The 23,323-nt window shown below is 35.6% G+C and carries 14 protein-coding genes and 1 tRNA gene; 14 read left to right on the top strand and 1 reads right to left on the bottom strand.

What is annotated here, in order from left to right:
• Nucleotides 1–459 precede the first annotated feature (459 nt).
• The 3 genes from KDE13_RS04025 to KDE13_RS04035 all read left to right on the top strand — a co-directional run bounded on the left by KDE13_RS04025 (nt 460) and on the right by KDE13_RS04035 (nt 6,258).
• Nucleotides 460–1,365 carry a radical SAM protein gene (locus tag KDE13_RS04025; protein WP_212143048.1) on the top strand — a complete coding sequence of 302 codons (906 nt, stop codon included), beginning with the start codon at nt 460–462 and terminating at the stop codon, nt 1,363–1,365.
• A 72-nt stretch (nt 1,366–1,437) separates the two neighbouring features.
• Nucleotides 1,438–1,512: transfer RNA gene (locus KDE13_RS04030), tRNA-Asn, on the top strand.
• Nucleotides 1,513–1,677: 165 nt separating this feature from the next.
• Nucleotides 1,678–6,258 carry a retention module-containing protein gene (locus tag KDE13_RS04035; protein WP_212142915.1) on the top strand — a complete coding sequence of 1,527 codons (4,581 nt, stop codon included), beginning with the start codon at nt 1,678–1,680 and terminating at the stop codon, nt 6,256–6,258.
• Nucleotides 6,259–6,354: 96 nt separating this feature from the next.
• Here KDE13_RS04035 and KDE13_RS04040 read toward each other — a convergent pair whose 3' ends face one another.
• Complete coding sequence (locus tag KDE13_RS04040) at nt 6,355–7,449, bottom strand: CinA family protein (protein WP_212142916.1); 1,095 nt, start codon at nt 7,447–7,449, stop codon at nt 6,355–6,357.
• A 129-nt stretch (nt 7,450–7,578) separates the two neighbouring features.
• Between KDE13_RS04040 and ileS the strand changes: the two genes are divergently transcribed.
• The 11 genes from ileS to murC all read left to right on the top strand — a co-directional run bounded on the left by ileS (nt 7,579) and on the right by murC (nt 23,321).
• Entirely contained in the window at nt 7,579–10,338 is a 2,760-nt protein-coding gene (ileS, locus tag KDE13_RS04045) for an isoleucine--tRNA ligase (protein WP_212142917.1), read from the top strand.
• Between the two features lie 97 nt (nt 10,339–10,435).
• Nucleotides 10,436–11,794, top strand: coding sequence for an Asp-tRNA(Asn)/Glu-tRNA(Gln) amidotransferase subunit GatA (gene gatA / locus KDE13_RS04050; protein WP_212142918.1), 1,359 nt, complete (start codon nt 10,436–10,438; stop codon nt 11,792–11,794).
• A gap of 3 nt (nt 11,795–11,797) precedes the next feature.
• Entirely contained in the window at nt 11,798–13,249 is a 1,452-nt protein-coding gene (guaB, locus tag KDE13_RS04055; protein ID WP_212140717.1) for an IMP dehydrogenase, read from the top strand.
• Nucleotides 13,249–14,367 (top strand): homoserine O-acetyltransferase MetX, encoded by a 1,119-nt coding sequence (metX, locus tag KDE13_RS04060; RefSeq protein WP_212140718.1) that lies wholly within the window; start codon nt 13,249–13,251, stop codon nt 14,365–14,367. Before guaB ends, metX begins: the two co-directional genes overlap by 1 nt.
• A 1-nt stretch (nt 14,368) precedes the next feature.
• Nucleotides 14,369–14,557, top strand: a complete 189-nt coding sequence (gene xseB, locus KDE13_RS04065; protein ID WP_212140719.1) for an exodeoxyribonuclease VII small subunit — start codon at nt 14,369–14,371, stop codon at nt 14,555–14,557.
• Nucleotides 14,550–15,350, top strand: coding sequence for a carbon-nitrogen hydrolase family protein (locus tag KDE13_RS04070; RefSeq protein WP_212140720.1), 801 nt, complete (start codon nt 14,550–14,552; stop codon nt 15,348–15,350). Before xseB ends, KDE13_RS04070 begins: the two co-directional genes overlap by 8 nt.
• A 3-nt stretch (nt 15,351–15,353) precedes the next feature.
• Entirely contained in the window at nt 15,354–15,926 is a 573-nt protein-coding gene (locus KDE13_RS04075) for a DNA-3-methyladenine glycosylase I (protein WP_229203835.1), read from the top strand.
• A gap of 625 nt (nt 15,927–16,551) precedes the next feature.
• Entirely contained in the window at nt 16,552–17,496 is a 945-nt protein-coding gene (locus tag KDE13_RS04080; protein WP_212142919.1) for a hypothetical protein, read from the top strand.
• On the top strand, nt 17,478–21,548 hold the full coding sequence (locus tag KDE13_RS04085) for an Eco57I restriction-modification methylase domain-containing protein (RefSeq protein WP_212142920.1): 4,071 nt from the start codon (nt 17,478–17,480) through the stop codon (nt 21,546–21,548). Before KDE13_RS04080 ends, KDE13_RS04085 begins: the two co-directional genes overlap by 19 nt.
• 6 nt (nt 21,549–21,554) lie before the next feature.
• The gene (locus tag KDE13_RS04090) at nt 21,555–21,926 is read left to right on the top strand and encodes an MmcQ/YjbR family DNA-binding protein (RefSeq protein ID WP_212142921.1); all 372 of its coding nucleotides are present in this window, start codon (nt 21,555–21,557) and stop codon (nt 21,924–21,926) included.
• Between the two features lie 87 nt (nt 21,927–22,013).
• Nucleotides 22,014–23,321 (top strand): UDP-N-acetylmuramate--L-alanine ligase, encoded by a 1,308-nt coding sequence (gene murC, locus KDE13_RS04095; RefSeq protein ID WP_212140724.1) that lies wholly within the window; start codon nt 22,014–22,016, stop codon nt 23,319–23,321.
• The last annotated feature ends 2 nt before the right edge of the window (nt 23,322–23,323 follow it).

The following is a 23,323-nucleotide window of genomic DNA, read 5'->3' on the forward strand; positions in this document are numbered from 1 at the left end:
GCCATAAACTAACTTAACTACAATATCTTTAATATCTTTTGGTTTAGTCGATATTGATGCTTACTCTGGCGTAAAAACTATTTCAATAAAATAAGCAACAATCTAATATTCATTGTGACTTTATTTATTTTTGTGATCTTATCTATCTCATTAAGTTTAAAATTTTTATTTAAATTTTTAAGCTATGAAATAAAAGATGAATTTGGTATAATATCAAACTTAATAAATAAAAACATCTATGATAGTGTATGTGTCATCAATGGCAAGTCAATCAATCATAAAATAGCAAGATGAGCTCATCAATGTTAAGCTATCAATATGGTAGTCAAAGTGTAGCACAAGTTGATTGCTTAATTAAACAAAATGTATAGATAGCCAATCAAGCAAACACAATAACATCTGAGGTAGATGAGATGGCTAAGGACAACTACATAATGCAAGGAAGAAGAAATTTTAAACATAGTATTTGGACCTATTAATTCACGGAGATTTGGTATATCTTTAGGGGTGGATCTCTCACCACTAAGCAAATCTTGCAACTTTGATTGCATATATTGCGAACTAACAGCACAAAAGCCGACAAATATAATACCCAATCCGCCAAGTGTAAAACAGATAGTCAATGAAGTCACTAACGCTCTTAAAATTCACTCAAACACTGAGGTTATAACGCTTACAGCAAATGGTGAACCAACTCTTTATCCAAATTTAAAAGAGCTTGTGAGTGAGTTAAATTTAATAAAACGAGATAAAAAACTGCTAATACTTTCAAATGGTACAGGCGTGCTAAAAGATGAAGTGTGCGATGCCTTAATGGATATAGATATAGTCAAATTTAGCCTTGATAGTGCAGTGCAAAAGACATTTAAAAAGATAGATCGTGGCAGCAAAGAAATTTTAGTAGATGAGCTGGTTACAAAAATGGCAGAGTTTCGTTGTAAATTTAAGGGTGAACTTGTGCTTGAAGTGCTTGTTGTGGCTGGGCTTAACGATACATTAGATGAGTTTAGAGCGTTAAATTTAGCTATAAATCGCATAGCTCCGCATCGTGTAGATATAAGTAGTATAGATCGCCCACCAGCATATCCAGTAAAGGGTGTAAGTAGTAAAGTTTTACACGAGCTATCAGCCCAGATAAGTGGCATACCAGTCGTGGTGGTAACTACAAAAAATATAAACGAACAGATGGATTTTAGTAAAGATGAGATCTTGCAAATGCTCTTGCGTCGTCCACAAAGTGAAGCAAATGTGGCGGATAACTTCTCACAAATTTCAAAGCAAAATTTAGCCGAGCTTTTAGCTGATGATAAAATTTATAAGACGCAAGTTGCTGGAGTGAGCTTTTATAGGGTGAAAAATTTATAAAGTAAGCAATTTAAGCTAAATTTTATTGACAAATGTAGAGTTTTTATATATAATGCGATTTCTTTTAATTGTTCCGGATTAGCTCAGTGGTAGAGTAGGTGACTGTTAATCACTTGGTCGCTGGTTCGAGCCCAGCATCCGGAGCCACTTCTTTTTTACTCCAATTTTTTAACACTTAAATCAAATTTTATCAGACTTTGCAAATTTTTATTTTTTTTTGAAAAATTACGAAAATTATTGTACTTCAGTACAATACACTTTTTAAAAAAATTACAATATAATGCAAAAAAAATTAAAATTAAGGATTGCAAAATGGCAAATATAGTTGGTATAGTAAAACAATTAAATGGTTCTGCTATAGCAGTAAGTGTTGATGGAACACAAAGAATTTTACAAGTAGGCGATGAGATCGCTTTGGGCGAAAGTGTAGTTGCTAGTTCACCTAGCTCAAATTTAGTTATCTCGCTATTAAATGGTAAAGAGCTACCAATACTAGGTAACGATAATGTTAAGATAGATGATAGTGTAGTCGATACAAATAGCTTTGAGGGCAATACAGTAGCTGATGCATCAACACTTCAACAAGCGATACTTCAAGGTCAAGATCTAGCAAACTTAGAAGAGACTGCAGCTGGTGGTGCTGGTGCTGGTTCTGGCGGTAACGGTGGAACAGCTCAGCTAAATGAGAGCTACTTTATAGAGGGCGGACACTACTCAAATATAAATGCAGATGGCAGAAGTCTAGATGATATAAGTGCTACATTTGCCCAAGCACCAAATTTCGAAGATGGTGCAGGAGCAGTTGATACTACTTCGCAAAACATAGATACCACTGCTTTGGCTCCAACTTTAGTTATAGAAACTATCGCTCAGCCAACGTTAGTTATGAGATATGATGACAAAAAAGGTTATGTAGGTAGAGTAACTGGTATAAATATGGACAAGAATGGCAATGTTATAGAAATGATAGGAAATCAAGGAATAAGGGATGAGAGCAGAACACTTGGTGTCCCTATGTCAAATGATGAGACTGAGATATATCATTACAAATCAGAGCCAGGTTCGGAGATTGTTGTAAAATATGTCGCCAGAAATAAAACAACCGGTGAGACTATATATCTTGAGACAGCTAGAGCGATAGCCGATGAAAATGGCGATGTATCTGTAACAGTAGATACAAAAACTGATAAGGAAAATCACCCTGAATTTTTTACAGATATGGAAGGATATTATGTCTATCATACAAGAGTTGAATTATCAGAAAACACTACCTCTATCGTATCAGGTAAAGCTAGTGAAGCTGGGCATATAGTTGTAAGTGATGCGGAAGGCAATATTGTTGCAGAGGGCGATACAGATGCTGATGGTAATTATAAATTTAATACAGTAAGATATATCGAAAATGGTGAAAAGCTAAGTGCGACTATTACTGACCTAGCTGGCAATACATCTGAAAAAGTAGAAGCAACGGCTTTAGCAAAAGATACAGTCGCTCCAAATGCACCATATGTCGTTGGAATTTATGATAATGTCAAAGGTGGAGTACAAGATGGAAAACTAGTATATCCAGAAGATGAAAATGGCAATATACTAGGCAAAAATGATGCTTGGGATGAACCAGTAGTTTATAATAAAGGTGGCATAAGCTATACAAATGACAATACGCCTACGATTAGAGGATTTGGTGAGCAACGCGGAACAGTTGAAGTATATCAAGATGGAGTTTTTGTTGCTACTGTAAGGGCTAATATCCTTGGCAACGGATACTTTGAATACACACCTTCTGCATTAAGCGATGGCAAGCATACGTTTGAATTTACAGCTATTGATGCTTCTGGTAATAGAGGCGAGAAAAGCACTCTTGTTGTTGATGTTGATACTGTTAACCCAGCCATAAATAGTCTAAATTTAATAGATAATGTTGGAAAAGATGCTTCTGATGTTATACCAAATACAAATTTAGTTCTAACAGACGGCGTGTATTATACAAATGATGCAACACCTACACTTGAGTTTAAGGTAGAAGATGTAAATGTTGTTAGTGTAACTATAAATGGCACTACTATACTTCCTGATGCAGATGGGTATTTTAGATATACTCCAAGTTCTGATTTAGCTGACGGAGATCATACATTTACCATAACAGCAACAGATAAAGTCGGTAATGAGACAACACAAGAGGTCAAATTTAATATAGATACTACAAATGAACCAACTATAAGCGTCGAATCCGATAATGGCAAAGCAAATAGTGCAAATGGAGCTATAAATGATAGCACTCCAACTATAAAAGCTATTGTCGAGCAAGGAAGTACAAATGTATCTATAAAGATAACTCGACTAGATACAAATGGAAATCCAGAGCTTGATGAAAACGGCAAAGAGATAGTTCAAATTTATGAAGTACCACAAGATAGTATAGCAGCTGATGGTACGATAACTTACATTCCTAACGAGCTACAAAATGGCGATTATAAAGTAAGCGTAAGCTCAACTGATAAATTTGGTAATTACGGCGAGACATCAACTGATATAAATATCGGCGTAGACATAAGCGTCAATGTAGTGTCGATATATGGCAAGACATCACAAGATGGCGAATCATTAGATCAATATATAGGGCTAAATGGAAAATATTATCAGATAGATAGTGATTATGTTAAAAATCATAGTGTGGACAATTTATCAAATGCTTTAGAATATATAGAACATACATCTACTTCAGATGCGACATTTACAGCTACGATCATAAACTATGGTGGCAAGGAAAGAACAGAAACAAACTCACTCACAAAGGGCAACAAGAGCGTTGGGTATTTGCAGTTTTTAGGTGCTGATGCAGATAGCATAGAGTATACAAGTGATGGAAAACTAGCAAATACTAATAGCTTAATCTCACCAAAAGCAGTTGAGACTATGGAAGGTTATGTCTATATGCAAAAGGGTAAAACTTATGAATTTAAAGTCTATGTAGATGACGGCTTTAAGATGACGATAGATGGTAATCAAATTTATAATGTAAATCGTTGGAGTAGCAATGGTATACATATAAAGAATTTTGTTTATACTGGTGAGACTGGATATAAGCCGATAGAGATGGTTCACTTTAATACTAATGGTAGAAGTGGCTTGCAACTTGATGTTAAGACAAAGGATACTGCAACTGATGCGTATGATAGTAATGACTATGCTAAAATGGGTACCAAAGAGAGTGGTATGATATTTTCTAAGATACAAAATATAGCTACTGACACGGATGAGGTGGATAACGGATATAGCAGTGTAATAAGCGGAGATACAAATTTAGCTGCAGGTGAGAAGGTAATCATAAAATACAATGGCAAAGAGCTAGGGGAAGCTACTATAGATGATGATGGTAAATATCAACTAAAATTGCTTGAAACTGACTTGAAACTAAGCTCGAGCGATAAGATAGAGGTTATTCATACTGCTACCAATACATCAGTCTCTATCGCTGGTGATAGTGCCAATGTAACGACTATTGATGCAGATACAAATACAGCTATACAAACCCAAGTCGCTCATAGCGTTAGCACTACAGCTCCAGCAGAAGTTGATCAGGATGATGTTAAAGGATTTAGTGGTAAATACTATCAGATAACGACAGATAGCAAAATAAGCCTATATGCATCTAATGGAGAGATAACGACAAACTATGTGCAAACATCAGCTCGTATAGCAGCTGATTTTATAGCAAATGGCGGAAAAGAGAGTGCGACATTTACGACATCATCTTTAAATTTAAATAAAACGGGTTCTATACTAACACTAAGTGATTTTAAAACTCTAGTTGGAGAAAACAACGTAACCGATAGTGCAAACACTATAACTGGCACTGAAAAAGTTGGCGTGATAACTATGAATGGTTATATATTTCTTGAGGCTGGTGCTTCTTATAAATTTACAGCAGATACCAAAGGTAGCTTTAGATTCACCCTTGATGGGCTAACTATCTTTTCAAACGAGTATAGTAACTTTTCATTTAAGCCAAATACAAATACTACCGACGATAGCATAAATGATGGCAATGCAAAACGTGATGGTATGAAAGAGTATAGCGTAACTATAGAGAAGAGTGGATTTTACCCAGTTGATATTATATATACCGATGCAGGTGGCAACACTGGTTTAAACGTAAAAGTATCAAAAAATGGTGCCACTGCAGTGACACTTGGAACAGGTGATGAGATACCAGTAGTAAGTGCAGATCACTTAGCATATGACTCAGTTAGCAAGCAAATATTACAACAGTATAAGACAACTATCACAGGTGAAGGTATAGATGCAGATGATGGCACTGTGCTAAATGTCTATCAAGTCATCAACGGCACATCTACACTTGTAGGTACAGCTGAGGTCAAGGATGGTAGCTACTCATACGACTTTTACAGCGATAGCAACTCATATATAGCGAGTGAAAATTTCAAAGTTGAGTTTGAGACGCCAATAGCGACAACAGAGCTTAAAGTATATGATGCTAGTGACGTGATAGATGAAAGCACTGACTATCAACTAGTTTCACCTATAACTGGCAATGGATACTATCAGGTGGCGACACTTGATACTAGCATAGACTTTGATAGGATTGCAAACCTAGGAGAGGATATAACTAGCTTAGAGAAAATGAAGCTAGGCGATAACATCAAGCTTGAAAATTTAGATGCGAACGATGTGCTTGATATGATCGATAACAAAGACACTATCCTAAAAATAGAGGGTAATAGTGATGATACTATTAGCGGTCAAGGCTGGACCAAGTCAGCTGATCAAAGTGGTGCAACAAATGGCTATGTTCTATATGAAGGCTTTACAAGTTCAAATGAAACTATCAAAATAGAGATAAGCCAAGACATAAAGACAGATTTTAGCTAAAGAGATAGGCGGAGCTATCCGCTCTTTATTCTTTATAAGAGTTGTTTAATTTAGTATTTAAACAACTCTTTACATTTTTAAATTTAAAACTCTAAACTAAGCAAAAAATATCTCACTTTTTAGCCTAAGTAGGCACAAATATGCACTTAATACACTTTGCTCTCTTATGTAGTTACGCTCTCCATTTAACATAAGTCGTTCAACTATCATGCTACCATCGCTACTTGCAGCTCCTACAAATACCGTACCAACTGGCTTTTCTATACTGCCACCACTTGGGCCTGCCACGCCACTGATGGCTAAGGCAAAGTCAGCATTTGAGTTGTTTAATGCTCCCTTTAGCATAGCTCTCACGCAATGCTCACTCACCGCCCCATAAGTGTCAAGCACATCATTACTAACACCTAGCCATTCGTGCTTTAGCTCATTTGCGTAAGTTACTAGCGAACCATCAAAGGCTCCTGAAACTCCGCTGAAACGAGCAAATTTAGCCGCTGCAAGCCCAGCTGTGCAAGATTCTGCAAAGCTTATTTTAAGTCCTTTTTGTATAAGTCGTTCAGCTATAAATTTAATAATATCGCCACCTTCACACATCTTTTGCGGAAATAGCGTCTTAACGCCTTGCAAAAATCCTTCAATTTGACCAAATTTATTAGCCTTTGCACGGATTAAGACCAAGTTTGTGATTATCTCACTTAGACTTATATTTATCTCATATGTTTTTGCCAACGGATCAAGCAAAATTTTAGCACTATCAGCATCTATATCAAAAAGCGTAAAATAGCTAAAATCACGCTCATATTCGCTTAAAAGATCGCCTAGTTTTTCGGTCGGATTTGCCTTTATTAAATTTATCTGTGTTTGGTTAAGTTTTATCAAAAAGCTGTTATTTTGAAATTTTAAAGCATTTTTTGGCACAAAATTCTCACCCTCTTTTAACTCAAGCGTATCGCTACTAAGCGTGGCTAAAATTTTAGCTATCGTTGCATAAGAATCATCTTTAGCAAATATACAAAGTATATCAAACTCGTTTATCATATCTTCTATCAAAAATGGTAAATCTTTATTTTTATAGCCAAATTTTATCTCACCAAGCTCACCAAAATGCCTCTCATAACTATCAAAAATATATCCTAAAAGCTCTTTATTTATACGAATTTCATCACCAATTATTAGCAGTGAGTGTTTCATTTTAGCTCCTTTTTTGGCTGATTATAGCATTATTTGGCTTGGTATTTTTAAAATTTGACGATTTTTCAGTGTGATTTAACCCTTGCTAAGGTAAAATTTGCAAATTTATTCAACAAATCAAGGCAACCTATGGACTACAAAGACACATTATTACTCCCAACGACAGAATTCCCTATGCGAGGTAACTTGCCAGAAAATGAGACAAAACGCCTAAACTCCTGGCATAATGAGCGTAAAATTTATGAGAAAATGAAACGCAACCGTCAAAATGCAAAGGTTAGTTTTAACATCCATGATGGACCACCGTATGCCAATGGACACCTTCACATCGGACACGCACTTAATAAAATTTTAAAAGATATAATAATAAAAACTCACTACTTTTTTGGTGAAAATGTCCGCTATGTACCGGGCTGGGACTGCCACGGACTGCCTATAGAGCAACAAGTTGAGGTTAAGCTTGGCGAGAAAAAAAAGGAGCTTAGCAAGACGCAAATTCGTGAGTATTGTCGTGCTCATGCTCGTGAGTTTATAGATATTCAGCGTGATGAGTTTAAAGCACTCGGTATCATTGGCGACTTTGAAAATCCATACTTGACAATGAAATTTGAATTTGAAGCTGACATATACAAAGCACTTTGCGAGATAGCCAAACGCGGGCTTATCATAGAGAGAAGCAAGCCTGTATTTTGGAGCTGGGCGGCTCGTTCAGCACTAGCTGAAGCAGAGGTTGAGTATGCAGATAAAGAGGATTACTCTATCTATGTAGCATTTGAGCTTGACACAGACGCTCTTTCAAAGCTTGGTGTCAGCAAAGCAAGTGCTGTTATCTGGACGACTACACCTTGGACGCTACCATCAAATCAAGCCATAAGCTTAAGCCCAACCGAGACTTATGTATTAACTGACGATGGCTTTATATTTGCCAAAGATTTGGTCGAAGGACTTACAAAGCTAGGTATTACAAATGGTAAAATTATTAAAGAATTTAGCTCTACCTTACTTGAAAATACACATGCTATTAATCCACTAAACGATAACCAATCTCGATTTTTATTAGGTGAACATGTTACAACTGATGGTGGAACTGGTCTAGTTCATACTGCCCCTGGACACGGCGAAGATGATTATTATGTGTGTTTAAAATATGGTATAACCGATATAAATATGCCTGTTGATGATGGTGGATTATATGATGAGACGCTAAAGATGCGTGGGCTATTTAGAGCGGATGTGGTTGATGAATTTATCGGCATCCATATCTTTAAAGCAAATGAGCGTATCATTGAGCTTCTTGGTAAGAGTTTGTTACATGTTTCTAAATTTACTCACTCATATCCGTTTTGCTGGAGGACGCATAAGCCGGTGATTTATCGTGCAACAAAGCAATGGTTTATCGCTATGGATGAGCCTAGACTTGATGGTAAGACACTTCGCGAGGTAGCACGTGGCGAGCTTAATAATGTTAAATTTTACCCTGCTGCAGGTGTGCGTCGTATAGGCACAATGATAGAAAATCGCCCTGATTGGTGTATTTCTCGTCAGCGTGACTGGGGAGTGCCGATAGCATTTTTTAGGCACAAGGATACTAAAGAGGTTATATTTGATGCTGATGTTTTAGAATATATCTATCAAATTTTTAAGGTCAATGGTGCGGATGCTTGGTGGGATCTTAGCATTGCTGAGCTGCTCGTACCAAACTCAAAATACAATGCTGAAAATTTAGAAAAAGTTATGGATATACTTGACGTTTGGTTTGACAGCGGTTCAACATGGTATGCAGTTTTACAAAGCGAGAACTACGATGCTGGCAACTATCCGGCGAGTATGTATTTGGAAGGATCTGATCAGCATCGTGGCTGGTTTCAAAGCTCTCTTTTAGTAAGCACAGCAGTAAACTCTCATGCCCCTTATAAGAGCATACTCACTCATGGATTTACCGTTGATGAGAACGGGCAAAAGATGAGCAAAAGCAAGGGTAACGTGGTCGCTCCACAAGATGTGGCTAAGACTTATGGTGTGGAGATATTGCGTCTTTGGGTTGGTTTGAGCGATTATTCAAGCGACCTTAAAATAAGCGATAATATCTTAAAACAAGTAAGCGAACAATATAGAAAAATACGAAATACAATTAGATTCTTACTAGCAAACGTAAATGATTTAGATGAGCTTTCAACAGAGTTTGGTCTGCTTGATAGATGGATATTAAGTCGTGCGAAACGCACATTTGACGAGGTGCAAAATTGCTTTAAAAATTATGATTTTTCAAAGGGATTTAACATCCTTTTAAATTTTCTTTCAGCTGATCTTAGCGGAATTTATCTTGATGTGTGTAAAGATCGCCTTTACTGTGATACAAAAGATGGTAGACGCAGAAGAGGTGCTCAAAGTGCGATGGCACTCATCACAAGATCACTGTTACCACTACTTGCACCAACTTTAACATACACGATAGATGAGGTTATGGAGTATGCTCCTAGCATTATCAAAAATGGCTCAGCCGATGCGTTTGATCTAGTCTATGCTCCACTTGAGCTAGAGTTTAAAGCATTGGATGAGAGTTTGTTTGCAAGTCGTGAGAAGTTTTTTGAGCTTATAGATGTACTTAAAAAAGATAAAAAGATAAAATCAACACTAGAGCTAGTATTGCAGACTACGAGTGAGAAAATTTTAGACTACGATATTGATGAAGTGGCTGATTTGTATATGGTTAGCGAAGTTAGTAGATATGATGAGAGCGAGGGGCTTTGTGAGTTTGAAGTAGGCTTGGATAAATTTAAAATAGCTCTAAGTAAGGCTCATAAATGTCCACGTTGCTGGAAATTTAATGCTGATGATGAGGGAGCGACCTGCTTAAGGTGCAGAAAGGTTTTAAGTGGTGTTTGCTGAGCCTGTTTCACTTTTAACTATCAGCATTAGCATAGGTATTATTCTCGCTCTCACCGGGTTTGGTGTAGTTTTAGTAAATAAATTTAAAGGATAGAAAGTGATAACTTTAAAAGAGGCATTAAAACTCTCAAGTGAGGATATAAAAACCCTACGTTCTGAGCTTGAAGCAAAGATAATAAAAGAGAAAAATCTAGGAGCTTATGTAGAGCAACTGTCAAATCTACCTATCGCAAAGTTAGGCGAAGGTGTGCCAATAGCCATAAAAGATAACATCCAAGTTAAAGGCTGGAATGTAACGAGTGGCTCAAAAATTTTACAAGGATACGTAGCACCTTATAATGCAACAGTTATTGAGAAGTTACTCGCAGCAAATTTAGCTCCATTTGGCAGGGCAAATATGGATGAGTTTGCGATGGGTAGCACGACTGAGAGTTCATATTACGGACATACGCTAAATCCTTTAAATCACGCATATGTCCCAGGTGGCTCAAGTGGTGGTTCAGCTGCAGCAGTCGCTGGTGGTATCGCTATCGCCTCACTTGGTAGTGACACAGGTGGTAGCATACGCCAACCAGCCGCGTTTTGCGGTTGTGTAGGCTTTAAGCCAACTTATGGTCGAGTTAGCCGTTATGGACTTGGTGCGTTTTCAAGTAGCTTAGATCAGATAGGGCCGATCACTCAAAACGTCCAGGATTCTGCGATATTATATGATATTATTGCTGGGCATGATGATCGAGATAGTACGAGTGCAGATGTTAAATTTGAAAGTATAAGTGACAAAATAAACGGCGATAGAAAATTAACAATATGCGTAATAGAAAACTATGTTAAAAATGCAAGTGAAGATATAAAGCGTGAACTTTTAAAAGCTGTTGATAAGCTAAAAGCTCACGGACACAATATAATTTATAAAAACTTAGAGGATTCAAAATACGATGTAGCAGCTTATTACATCATCGCAACTGCTGAAGCAAGTGCGAATTTAAGTAGATTTGATGGTGTAAGATATGGTCGCAGAGCTGAGGCTAAAAATTTAAAAGAGCTTTACATAAACTCACGCAGTGAAGGCTTTGGTGATGAAGTAAAGCGTAGAATTTTACTAGGTACTTTTGTGCTTAGTAGCGGATATTACGATGCTTACTATATCAAAGCTCAAAAAGCACGTGCTCACATAAAAGCACAGTATGAGAAAATTTTAAATGAAGCTGATCTTATATTTATGCCGGTTACTCCAAGTGTTGCTCCTAAATTTAAAGCGTTGAGCGATCCACTTGAAGCGTATCTGGGTGACATATATACAATAAGTGTGAATTTAGCTGGACTTCCTGCCATCTCTGTACCGATAGCAAAAAATAGTGATAATCTAAATATAAGTGCTCAACTTATCGGTAGAGCATGGGATGAGCAGACTTTGATAGATGGTGCAACTAGCTTAGAAAATTTAATAAAAGGATAGAGCATGAAGATAGTTAAGAGAGCTTTGACGTTTGAAGATGTGTTACTTGTGCCACAGTATTCTGAGATTTTGCCTAAGCAAGTTGATATAAGGACTAAATTTAGCAAAAACGTAACGTTAAACATTCCTATCGTCTCAGCCGCGATGGATACGGTAACAGAGCATCGTGCAGCTATTATGATGGCACGACTTGGTGGTATCGGCGTTATACATAAAAATATGGATATAAATAGTCAAGCCAAAGAGGTTAGACGTGTTAAAAAAAGCGAGAGTGGCGTCATTATTGATCCTATATTTATAAAGCCTGATGCGAGTGTTGGCGAGGCTTTAAATTTAATGGCGGATTTGCATATATCAGGTGTGCCAGTAGTTGATGATGAGCATAAATTAATAGGAATTTTAACTAATCGCGATTTAAGATTTGAAACCGACAAGACTACACTTGTAAAAGATAGAATGACAAAAGCACCACTGATAACCGCCCCAAAAGGCTGCACTCTTGATGATGCGGAGAAAATTTTTAGCCAAAATCGTGTAGAAAAGCTTCCTATCGTTGATGAGAACGGTAAGCTTGATGGGCTTATTACGATAAAAGATCTAAAAAAACGCAAAGAGTATCCAAATGCAAATAAAGACAGCTACGGCAGACTTCGTGTAGCAGCGGCTGTTGGTGTGGGTCAACTTGATAGAGTCGAAGCACTTGTAAATGCTGGAGTTGATGTTATTGTTATGGACTCAGCACATGGGCACTCAAAGGGTATTATAGATACATTAAAACAGATAAAATCTAAATTTGAAGTTGATGTTGTCGTGGGTAATATCGCTAATCCTGCTGCTGTTAAAGACTTAGCTGAAGCAGGGGCAGATGGCATAAAAGTTGGCATTGGACCGGGTTCAATATGCACCACACGCATCGTCGCTGGTGTCGGTGTGCCACAAATTTCAGCCATAGATGACTGTGCGACAGAAGCAGCACGTTACGGCATACCAGTTACGGCTGATGGTGGATTAAAATACTCAGGCGATTTGGCAAAGGCACTTGCTGCTGGAGCTAGTTGTGTTATGGCTGGTAGCTTACTTGCAGGTTGCGAAGAGACCCCGGGTGAGGTCATCACTCATCAAGGGCGACAGTATAAGGCTTACCGTGGAATGGGTAGCATCGGTGCTATGACACGCGGTAGTTCTGATAGGTATTTTCAAGAAGGTACAGCACAAGATAAGCTGGTCCCTGAAGGCATTGAAGGGCGTGTGCCGTATAAGGGTGGTTTAAAAGATGTCATACACCAGCTAATAGGTGGCTTAAGAAGTTCTATGGGTTATGTTGGAGCAAAGGATATACCTACGCTTCAAGAAAGAGCAGAGTTTGTAGAGATAACGAGTGCAGGACTAAAAGAGAGTCATGTGCATGACGTTGTCATAACGCATGAAGCACCAAATTATAAAGTCGGTAATTAGTGTTAAACTTAAAAACTGGTAAATTTAAGTTTAGTGAGCCACTATACCTTGAAAGCGGTCGTTTGCTAAGCTCTTATGAGCTAGTTTATGAGACTTATGGTGAGTTAAATGCTGATAAAAGCAACGTCGTAGTCATCTGCCACGCACTCACTGGCTCACACCACGCAGCTGGCAGATACGAAAATGATGGCAAAGCAGGTTGGTGGGATGGGCTCATCGGTAGCGGTAAAGCCGTAGATACAGATAAATATTTTGTCATTTGTGTTAGCATTCTAGGCTCATGCTACGGCTCAACCTCGCCACTTAGCATAGATATTAGCACTGGTAAGCAGTATCGGCTTAAATTTCCAGTTTTAACGATAAGTGATGTCGTAAAGGCTCAGATAAGGCTATTTAACGAGCTTAGAATTTATAGAGCCAAAGCTGTGATAGGCGGCTCACTTGGTGGTATGCAAGCACTCTGTTTTGCGATAGAGTTTCCAAATTTTGCTGAACGTATAATAATGCTTGCTAGCACCTATCAAAGCAAAGCGTGGGCGATTGCTTTTAATAAAATCGCCATAAGTGCTATCGTAAATGACCCTGAGTTTAAAAATGGCGAATATGATGAAAATTTTATCAAAGAGAATGGATTAAATGGGCTAAGCTACGGTAGAATGGCAGGGCATATAAGCTTTTTAAGCCCTGATAGTATGGATACTAAATTCGGCCGTAACTATGTCCAAACAGATGGACTTTACGAACTTTTTGGACGTTTTGAAGTTGATCGCTATATGGATTATAATGGCTTTAATTTTCCAAAGCGATTTGACCCACTAAGCTATCTTTACATCGTAAAGATGATGAATATTTTTGATTGCACACGTCATTATGATAGTTTAAAAGACGCTTTAAGTCCGATAAAATCGCACCTTAGTCTTATTGCATTTAAGGGAGATTTGCTATTCCCACCTAGTTGTATGAGTGAAATTTATGATACATTTTGCGATATGGGACGATGTGAGCGGTGCGAATACATAGAGATAAATAGCAGTTACGGACACGATGCTTTTTTGGTTGAGATAGATAAATTTGAAATGTATGTAAAACGTGCTATTGAACGTGAGATAAAGGGATAAAATGGAAAATTCACAAACATTTGAAGATAAGATAAAACAGGCTAATGAAATTTTAGCAAATTTAAATAAAGATGAAGTAAGCCTTATGCATAGTGTTGAGCTACACAAACAGGGCAAACAGCTTTTAGCCGAGGCAAGAGAGATACTACAAAAGGCTGAGCTTAGCATACAAGAAGTGGATGATGAGTAAAATTTGTGCTTTGCAACTACCGACTTTACCATTGAGTGAGGCAAGGCTGGATTATTATCTAAAAATTTGTGCTGATGAGAGTGCAAAGCTCGTGGTACTAGGTGAATATGTGCTAAATAGCTTTTTTAAAGAGCTTGAGATGATGCCTAAAAATATGATAAAGGCACAAAGTGAGCAAAAAATTCAAAGCCTTGCAAATTTGGCGAAAAAATATGAGCTTACGATCATAGCACCTATCGTGAGCTTTCGTGGTGGTGATATGTTTAAGTCAGTGGCAAAATTTAGCCCAAGTCAGACTAGGCTTTATGACCAGCAGATTTTAATGCCTTACTCTCACTGGAACGAGAGCAAATTTTATGCAAATAAATTCGAGCGTGATCTAAACTTTGCTTTTTTTACTCATGAGCGGTTAAAAGTCGGTGTCCTTAGTGGCTTTGAGACACATTTTGACACGAGTTGGGTAACAATGAGTGCGAAAAAGGTAGATGTGGTTATCGTGCCTTGTGCGAATACATTTCAGACGCAAAGACGTTGGGAAGAGCTACTAAAAATGCGAGCTTTTACACATAATGTCTATGTCTTGCGTGTCAATCGTATAGGAACTTATAAACAAAAAGATACAGATGAGAACTGGAGTTTTTATGGCGATAGCTTTTTAGTTACACCATTTGGAGAGATCTCGCAAAGACTTGGCGAGGGCGAGGAGATGCTCGTGCTTGATATTGATAAAAGACAGGTGAGTGCAGCTAGAAAGCTTTGGGGGTTTGATAGCATAGTGGCTAAATTTGAGTAGAAAATGGCTAAAAATTTAGAGATAAAACGTTGCGAATGGTGTGAAAGAGATGATTTGTATCGTAGCTATCACGATAATGAGTGGGGGCAGGTGATACGTGATGAGCGAAAGTTATTTGAGTTTATTGTGCTTGAGAGTTTTCAAGCTGGGCTTAGTTGGTATATCGTGTTAAAAAAGCGAGAGAGCCTAAGAGTGGCATTTGATGGTTTTAAGCCAAGCGTGATTGCTAAGTATGATGAAGCTAAATTTGATGAAATTTTAAAATATGATGGTGCAATAAAAAATCGTGCAAAGATAGCTGCAACGAGTGCAAATGCAAAGGCATTTTTAGCTGTACAGAGTGAGTTTGGTAGCTTTTATGAGTATATTTGGGGCTTTGTTGGTGGTATTCAGATAAAAAATAACTGGAGAAATATTAAAGAAATTCCAGCTAAAACACCACTTAGTGAATATGTGGCAAAAGATATGAAAAAGCGTGGTTTTAAATTTTTCGGTGCGGTTAGTGCTTATTCGTTTTTACAAGCTATCGGTGTGATAGATGATCATCTAAGCTACTGTTATAAAAGGCAAAATTAGTTCTAAAAGATAAAAGACAGATATTGTAAATGTTTATAATTTGCTTTTGATACTCTATATCCAAGGCTAAGAGCTAACACATCAGCTAAGCGATAATAGCTTTTTGTAGTAAAAATATAAGCTATATAATACAAATAAATAGACACACTTTTATCCATTTAGTGAGTATAAAAGCATTGAGATAAGCAAAATGTAGATTAACTAGTATGGATTTTTACTGAGTTCAAGATGTATATAATTTAAAACTATTATTAATTTTGAATTTGAATAGAGAAAACTTAAAGATTAACTACAAAATCCTACTAATGCAATCAAATAATATTTAAAGCATTACCGGTGAGTAGTTATATTGCAGATATACAAGTGAAGCAAGTATGTTTAATATAGCACTTTTTAGTAAGAATGAAACAATTGCGTAAAAACTATATCAGTGTGGTCTTTTGGCTATACTGATCGTTTTTGTGTATCATTTATATTTGGCAACTATATGTGGTATGTGGTATAATATTAAGATAGTTAAATATGACGAGCGTCTTTTTTTGTTATCGGAAAAATTTACAAAGAGTTTGTAATATACGTAGGAGATTTAATTTGTATTGAAAAATATATTAAGAAGGTCAGATAAATGGCATTTACAATTGATGTAGATGAAGATAAATGGAGTAAGGAGATTTTAAAAACTCTCCTTATTGATAGAACAACAAATAGAAATATTATCTGGGGAACAGATGATTATGAGATATTAGGAAAAGAGTACTGCTCGCATTATCCTATCCTTTTTGATCTTATTAATGGCAATAATTCAAAGGTAATTCAACCTAGAATATTTAAGACTAAAGAAAATCAGGGCAATAGAACGAAAGAAAAAGCAGAGGTTTTTACTCCAAGTTGGGTCTGTAATGCTCAAAATAATTTAGTTGATAATGCATGGTTTGAAAAAGATTATGTCTTTAATATAGAAAAAGAGAAGTCTTGGGTTGCAACTACGAACAAAATAGAATTTCCAAATAAAAAAAATAAAACTTGGCAAAAATATGTTGATGATAGAAGGCTTGAGATTGCATGTGGGGAAGCACCATATTTAGTAAGCAGATATGATACAGTTACCGGAGAGCCTATAAAGCTGCATAAAAGAGTAGGTATATTAGACAGAAAAATGAGAGTTGTAAAAGAAAATACGACTACGGAGGCAGAATGGCTTAAATGGACAGAAAGAGCGTTTCAAAGTATTTATGGCTTTGAATTTCAAGGAGATAGTTTGCTTATAGCAAGAGAAAATTTGCTTATTTCTTATTGTGATTATATGGAAGATAGATTATATAGAGAGCCGACAGAAGAGGAACTTTTAAAAATAGCTAAGATAATTTCATGGAATCTATGGCAGATGGATGGACTAACATATACTATTCCATATAAAAAACCCGTTGAGTTAAATGCACAAATGACATTATTTGATTTTATGGAAAAAGATAAAAATGCTTTGTGTATTATAAAAGATTGGAAATCTAAAAAAAATATTATTTTTCAAGACTTGATAAGAGATATAGATAAATGGATGATTCAAGAATAGAAGCTACAGATATATTGGATAGAATAATAATTGGACGTGTTAAACCACGTATCTATGCCTTTACAACAAATACTATACCAAATTATTTGAAAGTGGGGGATACTTATAGATCCGTATCAAAAAGGATAAAAGAGTGGAAAGAATTTTTCCCGGAGCTTGAAGAAAAATATAATAAAGAAGCTATTATTGATGAAAAAACCTATTTTAGAGATTATTCCATACATCAATATCTAGAAAATGATTTAAAGAAAAAACGCTTAACGAAAAAAGATTTAGATGAGGATATCTACTACAGCAGAGAATTTTTTAAAGATACAGACGATTCTGATATTGATAATGCCATTAAAGACATAAAAGAAAATTATGAGTCAAATTCTGGGAAATATGAATACTATAGCTCAGATAATAGACTACCCCAGATTTATCATTATGAAAGAGAAGAAGATTGGACTTTAAGACCAAATCAGCAAGCTGCGGTATATAATTTTACAAAGGCTGTAAAAAATGGTAGAAAAAATCTTTTGATGTATGCAGTAATGCGTTTTGGTAAATCCTTCACCTCTCTTTGCTGTGCTTTGGAATTAAAAGCCAAGCTTGTATTAGTTGTATCAGCTAAGGCAGATGTAAAGGATGAATGGAAGAAGACGGTGGAAAGTGCTGGAAATTTTGTTGAATATGTGTTTTTAGAGGCATCTGATTTAGCCAATAATGAAAGTGCAATTAAGGATAAGCTATTAGAAGAGAAAAATGCTGTTGTTTTTCTCACTTTGCAAGACCTTCAAGGAGATGTCGTTAAAGATAAACACAGACAAATTTTTGGAGAGCAAGTAGACCTTTTAATTGTTGATGAAACACATTTTGGAGCAAGAGCAGAATCCTTTGGAAAAATCTTAAAAGATGCAGGATATGATAAATCAGACAAAGAAAATATCAATAAATTTGATGATGAAAATATTGATATCAATGAAGCTGAAAAAGAGATCAAGAAAATAAATGCAAGAATAAGATTGCATTTGTCTGGAACGCCATATCGTATTTTGATGGGCAGTGAGTTTGCAAAAGAAGATATCATCTCATTTGTTCAGTTTTCTGATATTGTCAAGGAACAAGAAGATTGGGATAGAAAATATCTAAATAACGATGATGTAAATGAATGGGACAACCCATATTATGGTTTCCCACAAATGATTCGGTTTGCCTTTAATCCAAATAAATCATCACGTGAAAAAATGGAAGCTTTAAAGAAAAGTGGAGTTAGCTTTGCTTTTTCAAAATTATTTGAACCAAGGTCTATAAAAAAGGATAGCGAGAATAATAAACATAAAAAATTCATCAACGAAATTGAAATTCTTGATTTATTGCAAGTAATAGACGGTAGTAAAGAAGATGATGAATTATTAGGCTTTTTAGATTACGATAAGATAAAAGAGGGCAAGATGTGTAGACATATGGTAATGGTATTGCCATATTGTGCGTCTTGTGATGCTATGGAAGAGCTAATAAAACTACAAAAAGATACTTTTAAAAATTTAAGCGAATACGAGATTATTAATATTTCAGGAGTAGAAGCAAAGAGAGAGTATAAAAAACCAAATGATATAAAAAATAAGATTAGAGAATGTGAAGCAAAAAATCAAAAAACCTTAACACTAACAGTTAATAGAATGCTCACAGGCTCTACAGTACAGCAGTGGGATACTATGCTTTATTTTAAGGATACGGCTTCTCCACAAGAATATGATCAGTCTATATTTAGACTTCAAAACCAGTATATCAGAATCTTATCTAGCGATAATGGGATTATTAAAGAGAACTTAAAACCACAAACATTGCTTGTTGATTTTGATCCTATCAGACTCTTTAGAATGCAAGAACAAAAATCACTTATTTATAATGTTAATACTGATAAAAATGGCAATAGTAAGCTAAAAGAAAGAATCATTGAAGAGCTTCGTATCTCTCCGATTATTATGATGAACCATAATAAAATCAAAGAGGTAGAAGCTACTAATATTTTAGAAGCCATAAGTGAATATAACAATCAAAGAAGCATATCTGATGAGGTATTAGATATTCCTGTAGACTTATCAATACTTAATGATGAAGATGTCAGAGAGGCCATAGAAAGCCAAGCTGAATTTAATTCAAAACAAGGTTTAATAATCGATCCTAATCAAGGTGATGGCGAAGACTTAGATATTGATGAGCCTACAACAGATAGAGTAAAAAATACAGATGAGGCAAGACCAAATGAAAATGAAGAAGACTATAGTGAAACCAAGACTGCTGATGAAATAAAAAAATTAGAGAATCAGATAAAAACATACTATCAAAGATTGCTTTTCTTCTCATTCTTGACTAAAGATAGAGTCTCTTCATTAGACGATATTTTAAGTGTAATTGATAGTGCAGAAAATAGCAGACTTTCAAGAAATTTATTCTTAAAAAAGGATATTATTCAAAAGATAAGCGAGACTATGGATCCATTTAAAAGAAGTAGTTTGGATTATAAAATTCAAAACATATCTATGCTTGTTTCTGATGAAAGGATAGAACCACTCACAAGAGCTATGACATCTATAAAAAAATTTAATAGAATGTCTGAGTCTGAGATAATTACACCATCAAGAGTGTGTGATGAGATGGTGTCGCTATTACCAAAAGATAGACTAAGAGAAATTATAAACAATAAAGAAAAATTACTTGATACCGCTAGTAAATCAGGAGAGTATGCGGTATCTTTGTATAAGAGATTAACCTCTGAACTTCGATATTCTCACGAGGAAATAAAGGATATTATTTACTCTATCCCAACATCGCAGGTGGCATACGAATTTACGAGAAGATTTTATGAGATATTAAATCTAAATATAGATAATATAGCAATAAATTTTAATGCTTATGATTTGATAGATGTTAATAATGAAAATGATAAAGTAGATTATAAAAAAATAAGCAATTTGCTAAAACAAGACAAAAAATTTAGCGAGATTAAATTAAATGATGAAATTAAGGCAGGTGATGATAAAGTGAAATTTGGAGCTGTAGTTGGCAATCCGCCGTATCAAATAAGTGATGGTGGGGCTCAGGCAAGTGCAAAGCCTATCTATCAGTATTTTGTTTTGCTTGGTAAAGAGCTTTCTTCTAATTATACTTGTTACATAACTCCTACAAGATGGTTTGCTGGAGGTAAGGGATTAGATGAGTTTAGAGATTTGATGCTTAGAGATAAAACGATAAAAGAGCTGCATGATTTTTTAACTCCAGAAGATCTGTTTCCTAATACCAATAATAGGGGTGGTGTTTGCTATTTTATACAAGACAAAAATAAAACGGAATTGGAAGTGAAAGTTGTTACGCATAAGGATAATCAAGTTGTTTCTGATGTTAATAGAAGATTACTGATAGATGGTGTAGACATATTTGTTAGAGATAATTTTGGTTTAAGTGTTATAAATAAAATATTTTTAACAAAAGATAAACATATGCTCGATGATATTATATCAGCTAGGAAACCGTTTGGATTAGAAAGTAATTTTGTTAATAGTAGTCATTTTAAAATTGACGCAAAAAAACTTTCTAAGCCTGTAAAATGCTATGGAAAAAGTCAAAAAGTTGGATATATAGAAGAAAATTTAATATTAAATAATAAAGAATGGATTAATACTTGGAAAGTTTATACTCCATATGCAAATAATATTGGTACAGAGTTAAAAGATGACAACCAAAATTCGTTTGTTGGTGAGCCAAATTCTGTATGTACGGAAACATTTTTAACCATTGGGGCAGAGGCCGAATTAACTGAGTTTTCGTCTATAAATTTGTCGTTGTATCTGAAAACCAAATTTGCAAGATATTTACATTTTTTGGCAAAAATAAGTCAGCACGGGACGAAAGCAACATATAAATTTGTTCCAATGCAAGACTTTACAAATAAATCAGATATAGACTGGACAAAGCCTATAAATGAGATTGACGAACAATTGTTTGATAAATATGGCCTATCTAATGAAGAACGAGAGCATATAAAATCTTCAATAAAAGATATGTAAGATAATATGGCTAATCATAAAAAACAAGATGAAATTTTTAAATTTATATATCAAAGTTATGGCATAAAAGGTGAAAGATTGTTTGAAAGATACCCCGAGTTTGTAGTATTTCGCCATATTCAAAATGAAAAATGGTTTGCTGTTTTTATGCTAGTTGAAAGTGAAAAATTAGGCTTTAAATCAGGACGACAGATACAAATTTTAAATTTAAAATGCAAGCCTGATTTGGCTAAAATTTTAAGAGATGATAGTCAAATTTTATTAGCTTATCATATGAATAAAAAACATTGGATAAGTGTTAATTTAGATAGTGACATTAAAGGTAGTGTAGTGCAGGATCTGATAAAGACGAGCTTTGAGCTAACAAAAGGGCGATAAAAAAATGAAAATTAAATTTAATATAATGAGTTGCTCTTTTTTGAATTTGTTTATTATTAAAAATCTATCAAGTATGGGGAATTAAAAGTGAAAAAGGTACATTTTGTTGGGATAGGAGGTATTGGCATTTCTGCCATCGCCCGCTTTTTAAATGAAAAAGGACTAAAGATAAGTGGTAGTGATATCAAAGAGAGCAAAACTACGCTAGAGCTTCAAAAACAAGGCATAGAGGTGATGACGCCGCATTGTAAAGAGGCGATAAAAGATCAAGATTTTGTAGTATATTCAGCAGCGATAAAAGATGATAATGTAGAGCTAGTTGAGGCTAAAAAGCGTGGGATAAAGTGCTTTTCTAGAAAAGAAATTTTACCCTACGTGCTTGAGGATAAGCGTGTATTTTCAGTTGCTGGAGCACACGGAAAAAGCACGACATCAGCTATGCTTTCAAGCTTGATAGATGGCTCTGTTATCATCGGTGCCATATCAAAGCAGTTTGGCTCAAATATGCGATACGAGCAGAGTCAAAATGTCGTTTTTGAAGCAGATGAGAGCGATAGTAGCTTTTTAAACTCAAATCCATATCTAGCCGTTGTAACAAACGCAGAACCCGAACATATGGAGCATTATGATTATGATTTAGCAAAATTTTATGCTGCGTATAAGGGGTTTTTAGAGCGTGCAAAGGTGCGTGTTATAAACGCTGAAGATGAGTTTTTAAGCACCTTAAAGATTGACGCTATACGACTTTTTCCTAGCACAGACATCACGGAAATGGCGATGGTTGTTAGAGACTATCAGCCGTACACGAGCTTTAATCTTAAAAATCTAGGTAAATTTGAAGTATTTGGTATGGGTCGGCATATCGCCATAGACGCTAGTCTTGCTATACTTGCAGCACTACACGAAACGCCATTAAAAGATATAAGAGAGAAGCTTTTAAATTTTAAAGGGATAAAAAAGCGTTTTGATATATTACGTGCCGATAAAAACTTTATACTTATTGATGATTACGCACACCATCCAACTGAGATAAAAGCGACTTTGGCTTCGGTTTTTGAGTATGCAAAATTACTTGGAATTTCGCAAGTTACAGCGATATTTCAACCACATCGTTATACTAGATTAAGCACAAATTTAGCTGGATTTAAGGAGTGTTTTAAGGGGGTTGATGAGCTAGTTATTCTACCTGTTTATGCAGCAGGAGAGACGCCTATTGAAGTTGATATGAAAGCCGAGTTTAAGGAGTATAATCCGATATTTACAGATAGGGTTGAGCGAACAGAAAATGGAGTAGAATTTACCGATGAGTTTGGTGTGATAAATCGTTTAAGTGACGGCATAGTTGTGGGATTTGGTGCTGGGGACATTAGTATTCAGCTACGTGGAAGTTGTTAAAG

This window comes from Campylobacter anatolicus, from assembly GCF_018145655.1.
Lineage (GTDB): Bacteria > Campylobacterota > Campylobacteria > Campylobacterales > Campylobacteraceae > Campylobacter_A > Campylobacter_A anatolicus.

Excerpts from the sequence above, each read along its gene's own strand:
- KDE13_RS04035 (WP_212142915.1), top strand. The coding sequence starts at position 1,678 with ATGGCAAATATAGTTGGTATAGTAAAACAATTAAATGGTTCTGCTATA.
- KDE13_RS04040 (WP_212142916.1), bottom strand. The coding sequence starts at position 7,449 with ATGAAACACTCACTGCTAATAATTGGTGATGAAATTCGTATAAATAAA.
- ileS (WP_212142917.1), top strand. The coding sequence starts at position 7,579 with ATGGACTACAAAGACACATTATTACTCCCAACGACAGAATTCCCTATG.
- guaB (WP_212140717.1), top strand. The coding sequence starts at position 11,798 with ATGAAGATAGTTAAGAGAGCTTTGACGTTTGAAGATGTGTTACTTGTG.
- xseB (WP_212140719.1), top strand. The coding sequence starts at position 14,369 with ATGGAAAATTCACAAACATTTGAAGATAAGATAAAACAGGCTAATGAA.
- KDE13_RS04070 (WP_212140720.1), top strand. The coding sequence starts at position 14,550 with ATGAGTAAAATTTGTGCTTTGCAACTACCGACTTTACCATTGAGTGAG.
- KDE13_RS04075 (WP_229203835.1), top strand. The coding sequence starts at position 15,354 with ATGGCTAAAAATTTAGAGATAAAACGTTGCGAATGGTGTGAAAGAGAT.
- KDE13_RS04080 (WP_212142919.1), top strand. The coding sequence starts at position 16,552 with ATGGCATTTACAATTGATGTAGATGAAGATAAATGGAGTAAGGAGATT.
- KDE13_RS04085 (WP_212142920.1), top strand. The coding sequence starts at position 17,478 with ATGGATGATTCAAGAATAGAAGCTACAGATATATTGGATAGAATAATA.
- KDE13_RS04090 (WP_212142921.1), top strand. The coding sequence starts at position 21,555 with ATGGCTAATCATAAAAAACAAGATGAAATTTTTAAATTTATATATCAA.